Raw genomic sequence first — 19,292 nt, 5'->3', positions numbered from 1 at the left:
AAGCATCGTGCCAGCCACGTCTGACAGCAGAACCCGTCGGCCACTGACAGCGGAACCGGTCGGCCACTTGAAGCGCTCGCGCCCCGTCACTTGCTTGCGGGATTTCAAAGGGCGGCACGACCGGTGGTTCGTGCCGCCCTTCGCGGTCTGTGCTCTCTCGTGGGACGGCGCTCAGGAATCGCGCGGACTGCCCATCACGCGGGCGAAGTCTGCCGGGTCCGTGTCGTAGCCGTGGATGCCCGGGTGGAAGGTCCACTCACCGGAGGCGTCGCGGACGAACTCGGCCACTGTGGCCGCCGTCGCGCCCAGTACGCCGCCGAAGTCGTCCTCGGTCAGGACGGTGTAGCCCTCACGCAGGCGCAGCGCCGGGTTCAGTACGCCGACGAACGTCCTGCGGCCCGACTGCTGCTGTATGACCACGCCGGCCACCACGCGCGCGTACCGGCCGTCGAGCCGGTAGAGCTCCAGGGTCATGACCTCGTCCCAGCCGAAGCCCTTGCCGTCGAGGCTGTCCCGGTTGAGGTAGATCGTGCCGTCGGGGGCGCGGCTGCCGAAGTGCACGACGTACGCGGGATCCCCGTACGGGTCGGACGCCGAATAGGTCGCGGCCACGATGTCAAGGTCGGTGGGCGGCTGTCCCGGCGGACTCGGGTCCCACTTCACCGCCAACTCGGCCTTACGGATGCCCTTGTTGAGGCCGCTCATCACCCGTCCCTCCCGTTGTCGGCGCCCTCGGCGTGAATTGCCGTGCACTGAGGGTCAGTTGTCCATTGTGCCTCGTACATCGGGCGCTCGCCCGGGTGCACTCCGCCGGAGAGCGACCGACGCCACGCACCGTGGCCTTACGATGGCGCGGTGCTGGTCAAGTGGATTCGCTGCACCGTGGTCGACCGCCGCGGTTTCGAGCGGGGGCAGCGAAAGTGGGCGGGGCTTCCGGGGGAGCCGGGCTTCCGGGGACAGGGCGGAGGCTGGAGTCGGGGCAGGCCCGGCGTGGCGCACATCTTCGCGTTCTGGGAGAGCCGTGCCTTCTACGACTCCTTCATGGCGCGCTCGCACGACCGGCTGGCCGCCGCGCAGTCCGGCACGTTCAAGGACCAGCAGGTCAGACTGTTCGACTACCGCTTCGACGTGAAGACCGGGTTCGAGCCCCGCTTCAGCGACGCCGACCTGGTGCGGGTCGCGCACTGCAGGGTGCACGAGGAGCGGGCCGAGCACTTCGCACTGATGCAGGAGAAGGTCTGGAATCCGGCGATGGCCGGCTCACCGGGCATGATCCGCGGACTGTTCGGCGAGGCACCGGGCCGTGAGTTCCTGATCCTGTCCATGTGGCAGTCGGCCGCCGAGCACGGCAAGTACCGCGAGGAGCGGGTGGAACGTCTGGCGCTGAGGGCGCAGACCGAGGCCGATGTGGCAGCCCTCACGGGTGACATCGTGGACCTCGAGCCGACGTGGACCGTGTGAACCCGTGGTGCCGGCACGTGCGGGCGCCGGGGCGAATCCTGCGAGTTTGAGAACTGGACCGTGCGGATGAGCGCCGGCCGAATGTGACCTATGCCGTAGAGAGGCCCCTCGGGTGCCACTTCGGCCGTCACTCGATCTAGGGTTTTGGCATGGCACGACCACGGCGCATCGTCCTTGTCCGACACGGCGAGTCGGTGGGCAATGCCGATGACTCCGTGTACGAACGCGAGCCCGACCACTCACTGCCGCTCACCGAGAAGGGATGGCAGCAGGCGGAGGAGACGGGAAAGCGACTGCGGGAGCTGTTCGGCACGGAGCGCGTCAGCGTGTACGTCTCCCCGTACCGCCGCACCCACGAGACCCTCCGCGCCTTCCATCTGGACCCGGAACACGTCCGGGTTCGCGAGGAGCCCCGGCTGCGGGAGCAGGACTGGGGAAACTGGCAGGACCGCGACGACGTGCGGCTTCAGAAGGCGTACCGGGACGCCTACGGTCACTTCTTCTACCGCTTCGCCCAGGGCGAGTCGGGCGCCGACGTGTACGACAGGGTCGGCGGCTTCCTGGAGAGCCTGTTCCGGAGCTTCGAGGCGCCCGATCACCCGCCCAATGTGCTGCTGGTGACCCATGGCCTCGCCATGCGTCTGTTCTGCATGCGCTGGTTCCACTGGACGGTCGCCGAATTCGAATCACTGTCCAATCCGGAGAACGGCGAGACGCGCATGCTCCTCCTCGGAGAGGACGGCAAATACCGGCTTGATCGCCCGTTCGAGCGCTGGCGGGAGCCGCTGCCGTACTGGATCACCGGATAGAGTAGTAATGCCATGATCGCTGACTCCTCATTCCACGGGCGCCGGGAACGCGCTCTGGCCGCCCTGCGCGGGCTGGCGGTGGGGGACGCGCTGGGCGCACAGTTCTACATCCCCGGGCACTATGCGCTGCTCAAGCGCCGCGAGCTGCCGCCGGGCCCCTGGCAGTGGACGGACGACACGGAGATGGCCTGCTCCGTGGTGTCCGTGGTGGCCACGCATCGCCGCGTCGACCAGGACGCCCTGGCGCATTCCTTGGCGGAGCACCACGACGCGGCCAGAAGGCACGAACCGCCGATCGACCGGATCCTTGAGCAGGTCGGTGCCGGCGGTGACTGGCGCGAGCTGGCCGCCGCGCTGTTCAGGGGGCATGGCTCGTGGGGCAGCGGTGCCGCGGTGCGGACGGCCCCACTGGGAGCCTGGTACGCGGACGACCCCGAGCAGGCCACCCATCAGGCGGAGATCTCGGCCTACCCCACGCATCAGCACCGCGAAGCCGTGGTCGGCGCCATGGCCGTCGCGGCGGCAGCCGCCCTGGCCGCGGACCCTGCGGGGCCGCCGAGCCCGGAGGCCTTCCTCGACGGGGTGATCGCGCTCGTACCGAAGAGTGCCGTCGGCATGGGTCTGCGGCGCGCCCGCGACATGTTCGACTACGACGACGCGGCCACCGTGGCGGCCGTGCTCGGCTGTGGGCGGCGTACGACGGCGCATGACACGGTGCCGTTCGCGCTGTGGTCAGCCGCGCGCGCCCTCGGCGACTACGAGCAGGCGTTCTGGACGACCGCGCAGGTGGGCGGGGATGTGGACACGACCTGCGCCATCGTCGGGGGAGTGCTCGCCGCCGGGAAGGCGGGAGCGCCGCCCGCGGAGTGGCTGCGGCGCACGGAGCGGCTGCCGGCCTGGATGCCCCCGTCGGCGTAGACGATCGGGGTCGAGTCGGACGCCATCCCGCGCGGGCTCGGGGTGAAACCGCCCTACCTTCTTTCCTGGGGACGCCGCCGCAGTGGGAACCCGTACCGGGTGCCGAGCCCTCGTCCTGGGAAGGTGCGACCGGGCCCGGGCGGCCGTTGTGGGGGAAGGCGCGACTTGGCCCGGGTGGGCAGCGCGGCAAGGTCCGAACCGGAGCCGGGCAGTCGTCCTGGATAGGCCCGGTCAGTCCCGGGCGATTGCCCTGGGAAGGCGCGCACGAACCGGCCCCAGGCCGCGGGCGTGGACGGCCGAAGCGGCGCCCCGGCCGTCCTCGCCCGGGCGGGCCGAAGCGGCGCCCCGGCCGTCCTCGCCCGGACGCCGCTTCCGACGTCGTGGTGCTCCCGCCACCGGTCCGCGCTGAGCGGGGGCAGGAGCGAAGGGGTCGCTCAGCCCCCGGCGGGTCCCGCCGCGCCGGCCAGGGCCTCCAGGTCGCTCTTGCGTACCCGGATGACCACGGTGGCCGTGATCAGGGCCAGTACCGCCATCGCGGCGGCCGGGATGAACGCCGTCGAGATGCCGTGGGCGAGTACCTCGTGTCCCCAGGGGGCCGGCAGCAGGTGTGTCTTGGCGAACTCCGCCTTCTGCTCGGGCGCGCCGTTCGCCATGAACTTCGGTATCTGCTTGTCCGCCTCGTTCTGGCTGGCGGTGCCGAACACCGTGGTCAGGATGGACAGTCCGAGCGAACCACCCACCTGCTGCATGGCGTTGAGCAATCCGGAGGCCGCGCCTGCCTCGTGCTGGGCGACGCCCGACACCGCGGTCACTGTCAGCGTCACGAAGTTCAGGCCCATGCCGAAGCCGAACAGCAGCATCGGGCCGAGCACGCCGGAGACGTACGAGCTGTCGGGGCTGATGAACGTCAGCCAGCCGAGACCGAGCGCGACGAGTGTGGCGCCGACCAGCATGAACGGCTTCGGGCCGAGCACCGGCAGGAACCGCTGGGACAGGCCCGCGCCGATCACGATCGCCACCGTCACCGGCAGGAAGGCAATACCGGCGGAGATGGGCGAGTAACCCAGCACGTTCTGCACGAACAGCACGATGTAGAAGAACATGCCGAACATCGCCGCGGCGAGGCTGAGCATGATCACGTAGGTGCCCGAGCGGTTGCGTTCGGCGAACATCCTCAGCGGGGTGATCGGCTCCTTGGCCCGCATCTCGATCAGGGCGAACGCCAGCAGCAGCACCGCGGCCGCACCGAAGGACCCGATCGTGAGGTTGTCCCGCCAGCCCTCCTCGGATGCGCGGATGAAGCCGTACACCAGCGACGCCATGCCGGCCGTCGAGGTGAGCGCGCCGGCGATGTCGAAGCGTCCCGGATGGCGTTGCGACTCGTTGATGTACATCGGGGTGAGCGCGGCGATCAGCAGACCGATGGGCACGTTGACGAAGAGGACCCAGCGCCAGTCGAGCCACTCCGTGAGCATGCCGCCGGCCAGCAGGCCGATCGCGCCGCCGCCGGCCGAGACCGCGGCGAAGACGGCGAAGGCCCGGTTCCGCTCCGGGCCTTCTGGGAAAGTGGTGGTGATGAGAGCCAGCGAGGTGGGCGACGCGATGGCGCCGCCGACGCCCTGCAGAGCGCGCGCGGCGAGCAACTGCCAGGGTTCCTGGGCGAGTCCGCCGAGCAGCGAGGCGAACGTGAACAGCAAGATGCCCGTCATGAACACCCTGCGCCGGCCGAGGATGTCACCGGCCCGGCCTCCGAGCAGCAGCAGTCCGCCGAAGGTCAGCGTGTACGCGCTGACCACCCATGTCAGGTCGGTCGTGCTGAACTGCAATGCGTCTTGAATGTGCGGGAGCGCGATGTTCACAATCGTCGCGTCGAGTACCACCATGAGTTGGCAGGCCGCGATGACGGTGAGCGCGATGCCGGGACGCCCTGTCCGGCGTGCGGTTTTGGCTGTTTGTTCCTGGATCAACGGAGAGGTTGTCACTATGGGTCCCCCATAAGTGCGTTAGTGAACGCCCGCGTTCACTGTCGCGTCAACGGTAGTGAGTCCCCGTCAGTGAACGCAAGCGTTCACTGACTTCGTTGCCGTCGACACCGCGAAGACCGCACGTCCCCTTCCCTTCAAAGCCCCCCGCTTCCCCATGCTCAACGGAGACATACAGATGGGTACTTCGTCCTGGATGGCCGCCTCCGCTCAGTCGGCCTCGCTCCGCCGGCGTGGTGCCGTGCTCGAGCGCGCGATCCTCGACGCCGCCCTGGAACAGCTCAGTACGGTCGGCTGGAACGGCCTCACCATGGAGGGTGTCGCCGCCGGTGCCCAGACCGGCAAGGCCGCTGTCTATCGCCGCTGGGCGTCCAAGGAGGACCTCGTCGCGGACGCGCTCCAAGCCGGACTGCCGCGCCTTGACGAGGTGCCCGACCTCGGAAACGTCCGCGAGGATCTGCTCGCGTTGTGCCGGCAGGCACGCGAGGCCATGTACTCACGCCCAGGCTTCGCGCTCCGCGCGGTCATTCACGAATGCGACAGTCGGCAGGCCGAGCGCTTCCACGGCGTGATCTACGAGGGTGTGGTGGAACCCGCCATCAAGCTGCTCCGTGAGGTGATCAACCGCGGTATCGAGCGGGGCGAAGTCCGGCCCGACTCCGCGAACGGATATGTCTTCGACGTCATTCCGGCGATGATGATGTACCGCTCAAAGGTGTGCGGAAGCGAATGGGGTGAGCAGGACATCGAGGAGATGATCGACCAGTTGATGATGCCGCTGCTGCGGCCCGGGCAGGGCTGAACCGGGTCTTGCGGACTGCGCGGGCGTGGCTGTGTCGGGGCCGTGGCCGTGCGCCCCGAACGGGCTGTCGGCCGGTGTGCCGTTGCCCGGGGAAACCGGGGTGTCGCTCGGCGATCCTGGCGGCGTAGGCTAAGGGCGCCATGCTGTACGAACCACCTACTCACACCGTCGAGCGCTCCCTTCGCGCAACGACCGGAGCGAAGATCATCGCCGGTGTCGACGAGGTGGGGCGCGGTGCGTGGGCCGGCCCTGTCACCGTCTGCGCGGCGGTCACGGGTCTGCGCCGACCGCCCGAGGGCCTCACCGACTCCAAGCTGCTGACCGTCAAGCGGCGCACCGAACTCGCGGTGCTGCTGGAGAAGTGGGTGACGGCGTACGCCCTCGGTCATGCCTCCCCCGAGGAGATCGACGAATTCGGGATGACGGCCGCGCTCCGGCTCGCGGCGGTACGCGCCCTGGAGGCGCTGCCCGTCCGCCCCGATGCGATCATCCTCGACGGGAAGCACGACTACCTTGGGGCGCCCTGGAAGGTCCGTACGGTGATCAAGGGTGACCAGTCGTGTGTGGTGGTCGCGGCGGCCTCGGTGATCGCCAAGGTTCACCGCGACAAAATGATGGCCGAACTGGGTATCGACCATGCAGACTTCGGTTTTGCGGCCAACGCCGGGTATCCGTCGCCGGTGCACAAGGCCGCACTGGAGGAGCGGGGCCCCACCCCGTACCACCGCTTGTCGTGGGCGTATCTTGATGCGCTGCCCCAGTGGCGGCATCTCAAGAAGGTCCGCAACTGGGCGGTCGGAAGCGCGTCGGAGATCGAGGGCCAGCTCGGCTTCGACTTCTGACCGGTTCCGATCGCACTCATGTGCCACCCGCCGGGGCAAGCCGCACCGGCGTTTGATAGATATCAGCTCATGCCTCTCATTCCCGAGGAGCCTCAGATTCACGAGAGTGCCCAGGGTCCCCGCGCCACGCCGGCTGCCGGCCGCACCGCGCCGACCCCTCGTCCTGTACCCGGCCCCCGCCCCGCGGCCCCCGCACGTCCCGGCCGTCCGGGGTCCGTACGGCCGATGCCGGCCCAGCGCGCCTCGCGTGAGCAGGCCAAGTCCGGACCGTCCGCTCCCTCCGCCACCCCGCAGATCCAGCTGATCCCGGCCTCGGCCGAGGGCGCGCTCGACGCCGCTGAGGAAGCAGTCGACCTGCTTCTGGAGTCCGGTCGTGCCCCCGGCGACGTGCTGGTGATCACCACTGGCGAACCACACCCATGGGCCACGCACGAGCTGTCCTTCGGTGATGGCGCGTACTGGGCGCAGCACGACGCCGGTGACGACGTCTTCTACGCCGACGCCTCCGCCGCCGGCCTTGCCGCCGCCCGTCCGGTGGTCGTGGTCGCCGTCAACGGCGGCGCCGGCGACACCGTGGCGACCGCGCTTCCGCTGGCCCTCGGCCGGGCCGGTGCCCTGCTGATCGTCTGCGGTGACCCGAAGCAGATCAACTCGGTGCTGGGCGCGGGCGTCTGAGCGGTCCGGACCCGGTCCGGTCCACTCGCGTCCCGCCCGTCCGCGCCGGAAGTCCGGAGCCGGTCCGCCGGTTCGGACGTCGGTGGGCCGTCGGGAAGAGCGCCACATCGGTGGACCCGAACGGCGGTCGCTTCGGCATGCGTGCGCGCGGAAAGCCCACCGTGGCATGAGTACCTGGCACACAGTCGCCGGTCACCGCGGTCCTCCGGCCACCCCAGTTGCCGGGTCACCGCGTCGACGGGCCGCCGCGCCACAGGTCGCCGCAGTCGCCGGGCTTGCGGACCGCCTGTGCCGTCGGACTGAGGCGAGGCGAGGATCCCGTGTATCGCTCTTCCGCACCCTCGCCAGGCGGTGCTCACCGGACGTGTTGCCGTGGGACTGCTACGGCACCTGCCATCCCCTCAGCGGTCGGTACGCCCCCGGATCGTACGAGGCTCGCGACGGTGCCGTGTCCTTCAGCGGGCGGCGGCCCGGCGCAGAATCTCCGAGGCGACGCCCCCCGTTCGCGGCGATGGAGAGGGTGCTGTGCCCAGGTCGAACGCCTCCGGTGGTGGGTCCGCATTGGGGCGGCGTCCGCTGCGACCCTCGCCCAGGACCTGCCAGCCGTCACGCGTCAGCGTGATGTACGCACCGCACCGCAGCCCGTGGAGCGTGCATGCATCGCGCAGACCCCACATCCAGGCCCCGTCCTCCTCCGTCCAACGCCCGTTCCCCTCACGGCAATAGACCAATACGGCCGTCCGCACAGGGGTGCGGCGCCGCAGGTCGTGCGGGATGACCCGGCGCAAGTGGTCCAGCAGCGAATTGCGGAACGTCCACCCGTCCGCCGGAGCGGGGCGCCGGATGAACGAAGCGCTCGCCAGCAGCCGTTCCTCTGGATCCAGCACAGCCACCATGGCCATGGAGGGACGCGGCCGGTGCAGGCCGTGCAGCTCGCTGACGACTTCACGGGGGTTGCGCAGCAGCGGAATCCCCGCCGCAGCCCACTCGGCCGGCTCGAGCATCCGGTGCAGAGGATTGGCGGACGCGGCGAACGGTCCGGCGGAGGCCGACATCGACGCCGCCGAGGACGGAGCGAATCCGAAGGTCACGATTCTCCCTTCGGCTACGCGCCCAGACTTCGGGCGGGGGTCGGACGGGGGGCGCACACCGCAGCAGAGCCCTACCGAACCATGGACGAGCCGTGCGGGGAACAGAGCACAATTCTTCCCGGCGAAGGGGAATGCAGCAACGCGCAGTCGGGTCCTCCGACCGATTTCTAGTGTTGGGTGGCCTATATCCCCTGCGTACCTCTGCTCCAGGCGATCCTGGAGACGACACGGGTCACGCCTGCACGGCCAGCACCAGCGGCAACACTCCCTTCGCTCCGCCCTTCCGAAGCATGCGCGCGGCCACCGCCAAGGTCCAGCCCGTCTCGGTCATGTCGTCCACGAGGAGGACCGGACCATCCGCCTCCCGGAGTGCCGCGGCCAGCGCGGGCGGCACGGTCAGTGCCCCGTCGAGGGCCTTGAGCCGCTGCGCGCTGTTGCTCCGGGGCACCCGCGGGACATCGCCGGCGTACTCCACGGAACCCAGCAGGGGCAGCCGCCCGATCTCCGCTATCCGCCCCGCCAGGGTCTGGATCAGCCTCGGGCGCGTACGCGAGGCCATGCTGACGACGCCGACCGGGCGCGGCTGTGCGTCGGGACTGCCCGCCGCCCAGCCGCCCGGTCCCTTGGCCCAGTCGGCCAGTACGCCGACCACAGCCCGCGCGATGTCGTCCGGCACGGGACCGTCCGGGGCTTGAGGTGCCAGCATCGGGCGCAGCCGGTTGCCCCAGCCGATGTCGGAGAGCCGCCCGAGGGCCCGTCCCGGCGTCGCCTGCTCCCCGGCCGGGATACGCCCCTTCAGATCCACACCGACCGCCGGCAGACCGGTCGGCCACATCTTCCGCGGCTCGACCTCGACGCCCGCGCGGCCGAGCTCACCGCGCGCCGCGTCCAGCGCGGACGGGGAGACGGAGTCCGAGAACCGCGGTCCGGCGCAGTTGTCGCAGCGTCCGCAGGGCGCGGCTCCCTCGTCGTCCAATTGCTGTCGCAGGAACTCCATGCGGCAGCCCGACGTGGACACATAGTCGCGCATCGCCTGCTGCTCAGCCTCGCGCTGCTTCGCCACCCAGGCGTATCTCTCGGTGTCGTACGTCCAGGGGACACCCGTCGCGATCCAGCCGCCCTGCACCCGGCGCACCGCACCGTCGACGTCGAGGACCTTCAGCATCGTTTCCAGGCGGGACCGGCGCAGTTCGACCACTGGTTCGAGAGCGGGCAGCGACAGCGGCCGGTCCGCCCGCGCGAGGACGTCCAGCGTGCGCCGTACCTGTTCCTCGGGAGGGAAGGCGATCGAGGCGAAGTACTCCCAGATCGCCTGGTCCTCCCTCCCAGGGAGCAGCAGTACCTCGGCGTGCTCCACACCGCGGCCGGCACGTCCCACCTGCTGGTAGTACGCGATCGGGGACGAGGGCGAGCCGAGGTGGACCACGAAGCCGAGGTCCGGCTTGTCGAAGCCCATTCCGAGGGCGGAGGTGGCGACCAGTGCCTTGACCCGGTTGGCCAGCAGATCCTCCTCCGCCTGCTGCCGGTCGGCGTTCTCCGTCTTCCCCGTGTACGAGGCCACGGTGTGCCCGCACTGGCGGAGGAACGCGGTGACCTCCTCGGCCGCGGCCACCGTGAGCGTGTAGATGATCCCGGACCCCGGAAGCTCACCCAGGTGGTCGGCGAGCCATGCCATGCGGTGCGCGGCGTCCGAGAGTCGCACCACGCCGAGGCTCAGGCTCTCCCGGTCCAGAGGGCCGCGCAGGACCAGCGCGTCCGTGCCGGCCCCGGTGCCGAGCTGCTCCGCCACGTCAGCGGTCACGCGAGCGTTGGCCGTCGCTGTGGTCGCCAGCACCGGCACGCCCGGCGGGAGGTCCGCGAGCATGGTGCGCAGCCGGCGGTAGTCGGGCCGGAAGTCATGGCCCCAATCGGAGATGCAGTGGGCCTCGTCGACCACCAGCAGGCCGGTCGCGGCCGCCAGCTCGGGAAGCACCCGGTCGCGGAAGTCGGGGTTGTTGAGCCGCTCCGGACTCACCAGCAGGACGTCCACCTCGCCCGCGGTGACTTCGGCCTGGACGGTCTCCCATTCCTCGGTGTTGGACGAGTTGATCGTCCGCGCGTGGATGCCGGCCCGCGCCGCGGCCTCGACCTGGTTGCGCATGAGGGCGAGGAGGGGCGACACGATGACCGTGGGGCCCGCACCGCGTTCGCGCAGCAGCGCGGTCGCCACGAAGTAGACCGCGGATTTGCCCCAGCCGGTGCGCTGTACGACGAGGGCTCTGCGTCCGCCGGCCACCAGGGCCTCGATGGCACGCCACTGGTCCTCGCGCAGCCGGGCTTCGCCGGCCGGTGCGCCGACGAGTCGGGCGAGCACGGCGTCGGCCGCGGCACGCAGGCCGGCCTCGGCCGGGGCCGAGGGGGCGCTCGGGTCCCCGGGGCCCTGCGGGGACCGAGTCGCGGGACGCAGGTCGTCTGCAGCGGTCGGTGTGGCTTCGTGAGTCGTGCGGCGCGGGTGTTCGTCGGTCATGCCGTCCATGCAACCCGATAGGTCCGACATCGTGCGAGCGAGGCCACGACCTGTGGACAACTCCTGGCGTGCTCATGGCCGTGGTTATCCACAGGCTCAAACGGAACTCCAAGATCCGCGAGATGGTCGCGGCATGACGAACCACGACGAAGCGGCCGGGTCCTCCGGCATCGGTGACATGGGCGGATCCGCGCACGCCGGCGGGGAGCCCACCGTGCACGGCGCCCGGCCCACGGAGTACAAGGGACATGGCCACGCTGCCGGTTCCTGTGGCGAGACGCAGGTCACCCTGCGCACCCCGGCCGACCTGGCCGACGCTCTGCCGTACCTGCTCGGGTACCGGCCCGAGGACAGCATCGTGCTGGCCGCCCTGCACGACCGGGACAAGCGCGGGAGGTTCGGCGGGCGCGCACGGCTCGGCATTCCCGCCCGTTCCGACGACTGGCCGTCGGTGGCCCAGCAACTGGCGCACGGCCTCGTGACCGGCAGCGAGCGCAGAGGGACCCGGCCGGAAAGCATGGTCGCCTACCTCGTCCAGGAACCGCGGAGCGGCGAGACGGGACGCGACGTGATGGAACGCCTGCGGCCGCTCGCGCAGTCGCTGCGCACGGCGTGCGGCGATCTCGACGTTCCCGTGGTGGAGGCCTTGTGTATCTCCGGTGGCCGCTTCTGGTCCTACTGCTGTCCGAGCCCGGGCTGTTGTCCGGCCGAGGGACAGCCGATGGGCCTGCCCGGCACGTCCGTTCTGGCGGCCGCCGCCACCTATGCCGGACTTCAAGTGCGGGGCACCCTCAAGGAGTTCAGGGCCAGGCTGAGCCCAATGGAGACGGCAGCGGCCCTCGACCAGGAAGTCGCGCTGGACGCCGCGAGCCTGGCCCTCGTCCCGAGGATCCTGCACGGTGACTCACGTGAGGGCGTGGCCGAGGAAACGCTCGGACTGGCCGAGCGGGTCATGGCGAGGTTCGCCGAAGCTGCACGGGCACCCAGCGCTCAGGCGGCGGACCTTCGCGACGACGAACTGCTCGGACACGACGAGGCCGCAGCCATGATCCTCGGTCTGCAGGACCGCACCACCCGTGATCGCGCAGCCGAGTGGATGGAAGGTCCGGAGGCCGCCGTGGCACTGAGGCTGTGGCGCGCCCTGGCCCGCCGATGCGTGGGCTCGTACGGCGAGCACGCGGCCGCGCCCCTGACGCTGGCCGGATGGGTCGCCTGGTCGACCGGCGACGAGGTCGAGGCTCGCGAAGCCCTGGCCATGGCCCTGGGCGCGGACCCGGACTACCTCTTCGCCCGCCTCCTGCACCAGGCCTGCAACGAGGGGCTGCACCCGGAGACCGTCCGCCGCTGCCTGAGGGCCGAGCGAGCGGAACGGGACGCAGAACAGCCAGCGGAAGGGGACGGAGATCGGAGCCCCGCCGCTGCGACATCGGACCGGGGCGCCGCGCCGCCGCGCCGTTGCGAGGGGGTCGTTGCCGGTGGGCGCATCGAAGGCGAAGCCGGCGTCGCTTCGCCCGACAGCGCCGAGGACGTGCTTGGTGATCGCCCGGGGGTCGTCACGGGGGACGAGTGTCAGCCAGGCGAACGGGTGACGGCCGTAGAGGAGGGTGACGAGCCGTCGCGGGACGGCTGCGACCCGGCACAGGCCGCACCCGGACCGCGGACACCGCAGACCACAGCCACTTCCCATTCCACGGACACTCCGCATTGCACGGGCACTGCACATCACACGGCTACTTCGCAGTCCACAGCCACTCCGCATCCAACGATCGCTTCGCGTCGCCGCCGCAAGACCCGTGCGGCAAGCGGTGGCAGCCGCGCGATCCTGCCCCGCGCCGCAAGCGCCGGCAGTCGCACGAACCGGCATTCGCCCAGGACAGTCGATGCACGTCATCGGCGCCCCACCGGCACCCCGACCGGTGGCGACGGGTCGCGGCCGGGAGCCAGGGACACGACCGACCGCCCCGCCGCTCACGGAGGACCGGGCCATCGCGCGGAGGACGGAGACACATGAGCGGATGCCTCCATTTGGCCTACCGCCGTTCGGTCGGCTTCCGCCCCACAGGCGTGACCACGGGCAAGGCCCTTGCGTTCACTTGTGGTGCGGAACCCCTGCTCGGGTCGCCCCGCCGCACCACTCAGCACCTTCCCGAGCCCTCACCCGGCGCCGGGCGCCCGCCATGGCGTACCCAGCGCAGAGGAGGCCGCCTCATGCCCCTGTCCACACCGTTTCCCGCCCGCGGCAGCGACCGCCCGCCCCACCCAGGCATCCCCGCACCCCAGTCTCCCAGCGGCACCCCGCCGACTGCGCCACGGAGGCCGGGCGGGACGTCGGCCCGCACGGCGCACACCGACCGGTTTCAGACGGCCGGCCCGCCGCAGCCCCTGCCCCGAGGTGTCGCGGAGCTGCCACCCGCCCACACAGCCCTGATCTGCGTCGCCCTGCCCGCAGTGGTGATCTCCACAGATCAGGGACAGCTCACAGGACAGGGACTGGAGGGGTTCTACCGTGCGGGCCGACGTGTGCTGTCCCGTTGCCAGGTGCGGGTGGCCGGCCGGGAGCCGCTCGCCGTCCAGGGCCGCATGCTCGGGGCCGACCGTGCCCGATTCGTGGGGACGGTTCATGTGGCACCGGACTCCGGCCCGGACCCCGACGTCGTCGTGGAGCGCATCCGATCGGCGGAGGGCACGGAGCGCATCGTCCTGCACAGCGCGGCTCCCCGCCCGCTGCGCCTGCCACTTGAGGTGTCACTCGGTACCGACCTGGCCGAGTTCGGAGCGGTCGCCTCCGGCAGCTCGGGGCCTGAGCTTGCCGCCACCGTCCACGACTCGGGTCTGCGCTGGTCCTCGGGCAACGGCGACTGCCTGGTCACGGCTGTCCCGTCGCCTGCCGATGCGCTCGCCTCGGCCGGACTCCTGCGCTGGGAAATCGAGCTGCCGCCCGGCGGCTCACAGACCGTGGAACTGCGGCTTCACCCGGATGGCCCAGGATCAGCCCGGGCGGTGCGGCGAGGGGTGACCAGCCCCTTCGTGCAGGCCCAGGCCACTGGCGACGACCCAAGAGTTCAGCCCCTGCTGCGCACCTGCGTCGAGGACCTCGAGGCCTTGCTGCTGCGGGATCCCGCGCACCCCACCGACGTCCATCTGGCGGCCGGGGCCCCGTGGCGCTGCGGGCCGGCCCCCGCAGACTGCCTGGCCGCGGCCCGGATGACACTGCCGCTCGGCACGAGGCTCGCGGCGGGAACCCTTCGCATGCTGGCGCGCACTCAGCTCGGCGGACCCGGCCTGCGCTCGGGCATGATCCCCGGCCCTCGCCGGGACGCGGGGGCCCACCTCCCCCCGGGCTGCACAGGGACCGACGCCACCCTGCTCTTCCCCGTCCTCCTCGCGGAGGCCTGGCGCTGGGGGCTTCCGGAGCGGGAGACGGAGGAACTGCTCCCCGCGGCCGAGAGCTGTCTGCGGTGGCTGCGCACCACAGTCGGTGACGCGGTTTATCTCCCCGACCCCCAGCCGGATGGGCCGCTGCGCTGCGAGACCCAGGCGCACGCCCACCGGGCCGCGGTGCTCGGCGCCGATCTGCTGGAGGTGTGGGGGCGACCGGGCGGACGGGAGTTGCGTGAGTGGGCCGAGGAGCTCCGTGACGCGTTCATCGAGGACTTCTGGATCGAGGACGGTGCGGGCGGCAGACCGGCTGCCGCCCGAACCCGGGACGGACGCCTGGTGCCGTACCTCGGTGCGGGTGCCGCCCATCTCCTGGACACCGGCCTGCTCGGCTCAGGCGCTCTCGCACCCGGGCTGCTCGACAAGGGGCACACCGAGCAGCTGGCACGGTTGTTCGGCGGACCCGTCATGGACTCGGGCTGGGGACTACGCGGCCTGGGCGCAAGAGAGGCGGCGTACAACCCGTTCGGACACCGCGGCGGAGCCGTGCGGGTTCAGGAGTCGGCGGTCGCCGTCGCGGGGCTGGCCGCCGCCGGATACGAGGAGCAGGCAGGCGCCCTGCTCGGCGGGATGCTGTCGGCGGCGGAGGCCTTCGGATACCGGTTGCCGGAGATGTTCGCGGGTGAGTCGCGGGCCGAAGGGAGCGCCCCCTTGCCGCATCCGGCGGCCTGCCGCCCCGCCGCCACGGCAGCCGCCGGCGGGGTGCTCCTCCTGACCGCCCTCGCCGGCATCCGCCCGGATGCGCCCGCCCGGACCGTGACCCTGAGACCGATCCGCAGCGCCCCACTGGGCGAGATTGCGCTGACGGGACTGCGACTCGCCGGTGCCCCCTTCTCCGTGCGCGTCGGCCGCCTCGGCCTCGTCATGGTGGAGGAGGCGGCCGACGGACTTCAGCTGGGGGTGTGACCTCGGATGACGCGGCGCAGCGGCGCGGACGGTGGTCGTCGATGAGACCTGTGGCGATCGGGAGTGGATCAACCGTCGAAGCGGTTGCCGAAGGGAGTGTTTATCGTCAGGCAGACGACTATGATCGCGACATGCCCTACGACCCGTCAGCCTTTCCGCCCTTCGCCGTCACCGTGGACCTGGTCGTGCTGACCGTGCGCCGCCATGCCCTCTGTGCGCTGGCGGTCCGAAGGGGCGAGCCGCCGTTTCAGGGCCGGTGGGCGCTTCCGGGCGGCTTCGTACGGGTGGACGAGGATCTGGCGCAGGCCGCGGCACGCGAGCTGGCCGAGGAGACGGGGCTGTGCGCCCACGACCCGTCCGTTCCGGTGCAGGACAACGGCGCCCACCTTGAGCAGCTGGCCACGTACGGCGACCCCAAGCGGGATCCGCGGATGAGAGTCGTGAGCGTCGCCCATCTCGCGCTTGCTCCCGATCTGCCTGCGCCACGTGCGGGCGGCGACGCCAACAGCGCCCGTTGGGCGCCCGTGGAGGAGCTGTTGCAGCAGGGCGGCTACGGCAGGGAGGGGGAGCAGGCGGCGCCGCTCGCCTTCGATCATGCGCAGATTTTGGCGGATGGTGTCGAGCGCGCCCGTTCCAAGATCGAGTACTCGTCGCTGGCCACCGCCTTCTGCCCGCCCGAGTTCACTGTCGGCGAGCTGCGCCGCGTCTATGAGGCGGTATGGGGTGTGGCGCTCGATCCGCGCAACTTTCACCGCAAGGTGACTGGCACACCCGGCTTCCTGGTTCCCACGGGCGGCACGACGACCCGCCAAGGCGGTCGCCCGGCACAGCTGTTCCGTGCCGGAGGAGCCACACTGCTCAACCCGCCGATGCTGCGTCCCGAGGTCTGAACGTCGTCCGACGCAGTCCGTGCGACGGGCTGCTGTGGGCACGTGTCTGAAGCGGACGAAGTAGGCGTCGATGCGGCGCCAAGATGACCGAAAAAGCGGATATATCGCGCTATCTTGCTTCGAGTGATCCAGGCGATCGGACTGACCAGCATCTCCCGCAGGGACCTTCCGCCCGCTGTCGACGACGTCTCCTTCGAGGCGCACGCAGGCCACGTCACCGCTCTCCTCGGAGGTCCCGGCGCAGGCAAGTCGACGGCGCTCAGGCTCATGCTGGAACTCCAACCGGGCCGAGGCATCACCTACTTCCGGGGTCGTCCGCTGCACCGCATCGCCCACCCCTCGCGCGAAGTGGGAGTCCTCCTCGGCGACGTCCCCGGCCATCCCGCGCGCACGGTCCGCGGGCAACTGCGCATGTTGTGCTGCGCCGCGGGGGTGCCGGTGCGCCGCGCCGACGAAGTCCTCGAGGTGGTCGGACTGACCGGCTTGCGCAACGAGAGGCTCGGCACGCTCTCGCGCGGCATGGACCGTCGCCTCGGGCTGGCCTGCGCCCTCCTCGCAGACCCGCACACGCTGGTGTTGGACGACCCCGTGGGCGGACTCTCCGCTCGCGAGGGCCGCTGGCTGCACGGCACGCTGCGTGCGCACGCAGCCCAGGGCGGCACTGTCCTGTTCTCCACCGGCGACCCGAAGGAGGCCGCACGCACCGCCGATCACATCGTCACGCTCGACAAGGGCCGGCTCGTCGCCGACCAGGCGGCCGCCGACTTCGCCCGCACTCGGCTGCGACCCCGCGTCGTCGTCCGCAGTCCGCACGCAGCCCGGCTCGGCACACTGCTCACCAAGGAGGCGAGAACGGCGCGGCGTTCTCTGGAAGTCGTCCACGAGGACGGCAACCGGCTGTCGGTGTACGGAAGTACGTGCGCCGAGGTCGGTGAGACCGCTTTCCGGCACGGGGTGCTCGTTCATCAACTGGCTGATGAGGTCGGCGATATGGGGCCGGGCGCCGGCGCCGAAGCCGCCCCGCTCCCGTCCTCGTCGCGGCCGGCCGAGCCGCTGGAGGCGGACGACCCGGCCCCGCTGCCGCCGCCCGTCGACGTCCGGGCCGTGCCCGGCCCCCTGCGCCCCGTGCATTACGAACTGCGCCGCGCCGCCGGAATCGGCACCACGTACCTCACCGCGGCCCTCGCGCTGCTCTCCTCCGTTCTCGTCGCCGTGGTCCTCGCTCGCGCCGGGCACACCACGGTGGGCCGCCTGCTGGCCGCCTGGCCGCAGGTACTTCCGCTGCCGCCCGCAGCGCTCGGCGCGGGACTGCTCGGCGCCGTCGCCTTCGGCGATGAGTTCCGCCACCCCGCCCTGGCCGCGGACCGTGGAACCGTTCCCCGCCGCCTGGGACTGCTCGCCGCCAAACTCCTGGTCTCCGGGGCGATGGCGCTGCTCCTTGCCGTCCTCACCGTCGGCTGCGCCTTCGGGTTTCTCCATGTCGTCTATGGGCAGGAGGTTGCCCGGGTTCCCGCTGAGTGGCTCCCTCTCGGCGTCAGTTGGTGCGGGTTCGTCGTCGGCTGCGCCTGGACCGGTGTGCTCGCCGCCGGCATCTTCCGGTCCACCACGGCCGGGCTGGCCGCGGTGCTCGCGGTGCCCGTGGTCGTCGCACCCCTCCTGCAGAAGGTGCTGAAGGGACCGCCCGCGCAGACCTCGGAGGGCTCTGCCGCACAGATGCCCGAGCTCACACTCGTGCGGTTGCCGTTCGGTGCGGATCGATATCTGGCTGCCGCGACGCATGTGATCGCTCAACCCGTGGGTGCTGCGCTCGCTTTGTCCTTGATTGCCCTGCTCTGTGCCTATCTGCTCACCACCCTGCGCGGCAGGGTCCGATGACGGCGCTCCGTCACCATCGGTTCCCCTGTGTCCGCAACTTCCCCAAGACACGCCCATTTCTTTCCGATAAGGCGTCAATTGCGACGGGGTGAGCGATCACCCTTTCGTGTGCTTTTCACCAAAGACCTCAAGGGAGTTGGAGAGGGCGCCGACAAAGGATCCGTGAGTACCCTTGCGCACACCATGATGACCGCCGCCCGCTCAACAGACTCCGGCCTGGCCGGACCGGGCGAACTCGACCGCTACCCCTACGCCGAGGCACCCGCCCCCGACCGCGTGGGCACACCTTCCTGGGAGGCCGCGGACCCCGAACTGGGCCGCGTCGGCCGGCGCGCCGCGGGCAGCCGCGGACGCGGACTGCACGGCCAACTCGTCCAGCAGCTCGGCCAGATGATCGTCTCCGGTGACCTGGGCGCCGACCGCCCGTTGGTCCCCGAGGAGATCGGCCAGCGCTTCGAGGTGTCCCGTACCGTCGTCCGTGAGTCGCTGCGCGTTCTCGAGGCAAAGGGCCTGGTCAGCGCCCGCCCGAACGTCGGTACGCGTGTGCGCCCCGTGAGCGACTGGAACCTGCTCGACCCGGACATCATCGAGTGGCGGGCCTTCGGGCCGCAGCGCGACGACCAGCGTCGCGAGCTCAGTGAGCTCCGGTGGACCATCGAGCCCCTCGCCGCACGTCTCGCCGCCGGTCACGGACGCGAGGAGGTGCAGCAGCGGCTCGGTGACATGGTCGAGATCATGAGCCACGCCATGGCGCAGGGAGACTCCCTGACGTTCTCGCGCGCCGACGCGGAGTTCCACTCGCTGCTCATCCAGGTCGCGGGCAACCGCATGCTGGAGCACCTCTCCGGCATCGTCTCGGCCGCCCTCCAGGTCTCCGGTGGCCCGGTCACCGGCTGTGACCGCCCGAACGACGCCTCGCTGAGCCAGCACGCCCGCATCGTCGACGCGCTCGCCTCGGGCGACGGGGCGGCCGCCGAAGGGGCCATGCGTCAACTGCTCACCGTCCAACCCGAGGTGGAGCGCGTGGTGCCCTCGCCGCGCGAGCACTGACCGCACTCTCGGGGGGTGCGATCTTGGGCAGGCGCCCTCGCCGGCCG

General features: G+C 71.0%; 15 protein-coding genes. 11 read left to right on the top strand and 4 right to left on the bottom strand.

The genetic code is table 11. The annotated features are described in order from the left end of the window. Window positions 1-171: 171 nt before the first annotated feature. Complete coding sequence (locus ABZ904_RS03605) at window positions 172-705, bottom strand: TerD family protein (protein ID WP_360989627.1); 534 nt, start codon at window positions 703-705, stop codon at window positions 172-174. A gap of 150 nt (window positions 706-855) precedes the next feature. On the opposite strand from ABZ904_RS03605, the gene ABZ904_RS03600 reads away from it, so the two are divergent. The 3 genes from ABZ904_RS03600 (at window position 856) to ABZ904_RS03590 (ending at window position 3,188) form a co-directional block, all read left to right on the top strand. Further along, window positions 856-1,461 carry a YdbC family protein gene (locus ABZ904_RS03600; protein WP_359394484.1) on the top strand — a complete coding sequence of 202 codons (606 nt, stop codon included), beginning with the start codon at window positions 856-858 and terminating at the stop codon, window positions 1,459-1,461. A gap of 149 nt (window positions 1,462-1,610) precedes the next feature. Then, window positions 1,611-2,270: a histidine phosphatase family protein gene (locus tag ABZ904_RS03595; protein ID WP_359394486.1), complete on the top strand. Its 660-nt coding sequence runs from the start codon at window positions 1,611-1,613 to the stop codon at window positions 2,268-2,270. Between the two features lie 12 nt (window positions 2,271-2,282). Continuing rightward, window positions 2,283-3,188, top strand: a complete 906-nt coding sequence (locus ABZ904_RS03590; RefSeq protein WP_359394488.1) for an ADP-ribosylglycohydrolase family protein — start codon at window positions 2,283-2,285, stop codon at window positions 3,186-3,188. A 434-nt stretch (window positions 3,189-3,622) separates the two neighbouring features. Here ABZ904_RS03590 and ABZ904_RS03585 read toward each other — a convergent pair whose 3' ends face one another. Then, on the bottom strand, window positions 3,623-5,170 hold the full coding sequence (locus ABZ904_RS03585; RefSeq protein ID WP_361820907.1) for an MFS transporter: 1,548 nt from the start codon (window positions 5,168-5,170) through the stop codon (window positions 3,623-3,625). Window positions 5,171-5,348: 178 nt separating this feature from the next. On the opposite strand from ABZ904_RS03585, the gene ABZ904_RS03580 reads away from it, so the two are divergent. From ABZ904_RS03580 to ABZ904_RS03570, 3 genes are all read left to right on the top strand, one after another. After that, entirely contained in the window at window positions 5,349-5,972 is a 624-nt protein-coding gene (locus tag ABZ904_RS03580; RefSeq protein ID WP_359394493.1) for a TetR/AcrR family transcriptional regulator, read from the top strand. A gap of 140 nt (window positions 5,973-6,112) precedes the next feature. Continuing rightward, complete coding sequence (locus tag ABZ904_RS03575; RefSeq protein WP_359394495.1) at window positions 6,113-6,814, top strand: ribonuclease HII; 702 nt, start codon at window positions 6,113-6,115, stop codon at window positions 6,812-6,814. 69 nt (window positions 6,815-6,883) lie between these two features. Continuing rightward, entirely contained in the window at window positions 6,884-7,489 is a 606-nt protein-coding gene (locus tag ABZ904_RS03570; RefSeq protein ID WP_359394498.1) for a hypothetical protein, read from the top strand. 455 nt (window positions 7,490-7,944) lie between these two features. Here the strand turns inward: ABZ904_RS03570 and ABZ904_RS03565 are convergent, their stop codons facing one another. Both ABZ904_RS03565 and ABZ904_RS03560 read right to left on the bottom strand, forming a co-directional pair. Next, a complete protein-coding gene (locus ABZ904_RS03565) occupies window positions 7,945-8,580 on the bottom strand; it encodes a hypothetical protein (RefSeq protein ID WP_359394500.1) in 636 nt (211 codons plus the stop codon). A 232-nt stretch (window positions 8,581-8,812) separates the two neighbouring features. Beyond that, complete coding sequence (locus ABZ904_RS03560; RefSeq protein WP_360989642.1) at window positions 8,813-11,086, bottom strand: RecQ family ATP-dependent DNA helicase; 2,274 nt, start codon at window positions 11,084-11,086, stop codon at window positions 8,813-8,815. Between the two features lie 133 nt (window positions 11,087-11,219). Between ABZ904_RS03560 and ABZ904_RS03555 the strand changes: the two genes are divergently transcribed. The 5 genes from ABZ904_RS03555 (at window position 11,220) to ABZ904_RS03535 (ending at window position 19,245) form a co-directional block, all read left to right on the top strand. Continuing rightward, window positions 11,220-13,097, top strand: coding sequence for a DUF4192 domain-containing protein (locus ABZ904_RS03555; RefSeq protein WP_361820902.1), 1,878 nt, complete (start codon window positions 11,220-11,222; stop codon window positions 13,095-13,097). 197 nt (window positions 13,098-13,294) lie between these two features. Next, window positions 13,295-15,430, top strand: a complete 2,136-nt coding sequence (locus ABZ904_RS03550; RefSeq protein ID WP_360989649.1) for a glycogen debranching N-terminal domain-containing protein — start codon at window positions 13,295-13,297, stop codon at window positions 15,428-15,430. A gap of 131 nt (window positions 15,431-15,561) precedes the next feature. Then, window positions 15,562-16,320, top strand: coding sequence for an NUDIX hydrolase (locus tag ABZ904_RS03545; protein WP_359394507.1), 759 nt, complete (start codon window positions 15,562-15,564; stop codon window positions 16,318-16,320). A gap of 123 nt (window positions 16,321-16,443) precedes the next feature. Next, window positions 16,444-18,195, top strand: coding sequence for an ATP-binding cassette domain-containing protein (locus tag ABZ904_RS03540; protein WP_360989653.1), 1,752 nt, complete (start codon window positions 16,444-16,446; stop codon window positions 18,193-18,195). A 162-nt stretch (window positions 18,196-18,357) separates the two neighbouring features. Further along, on the top strand, window positions 18,358-19,245 hold the full coding sequence (locus ABZ904_RS03535; RefSeq protein WP_359394511.1) for a FadR/GntR family transcriptional regulator: 888 nt from the start codon (window positions 18,358-18,360) through the stop codon (window positions 19,243-19,245). Window positions 19,246-19,292: the final 47 nt, after the last annotated feature.

Source organism: Streptomyces sp. NPDC046900, assembly GCF_040644975.1.
In the GTDB taxonomy this organism is placed as follows: Bacteria; Actinomycetota; Actinomycetes; order Streptomycetales; family Streptomycetaceae; genus Streptomyces.
Note: the sequence above shows the minus strand (reverse complement) of the source record. Positions and strands in the feature narration are given on the sequence as shown.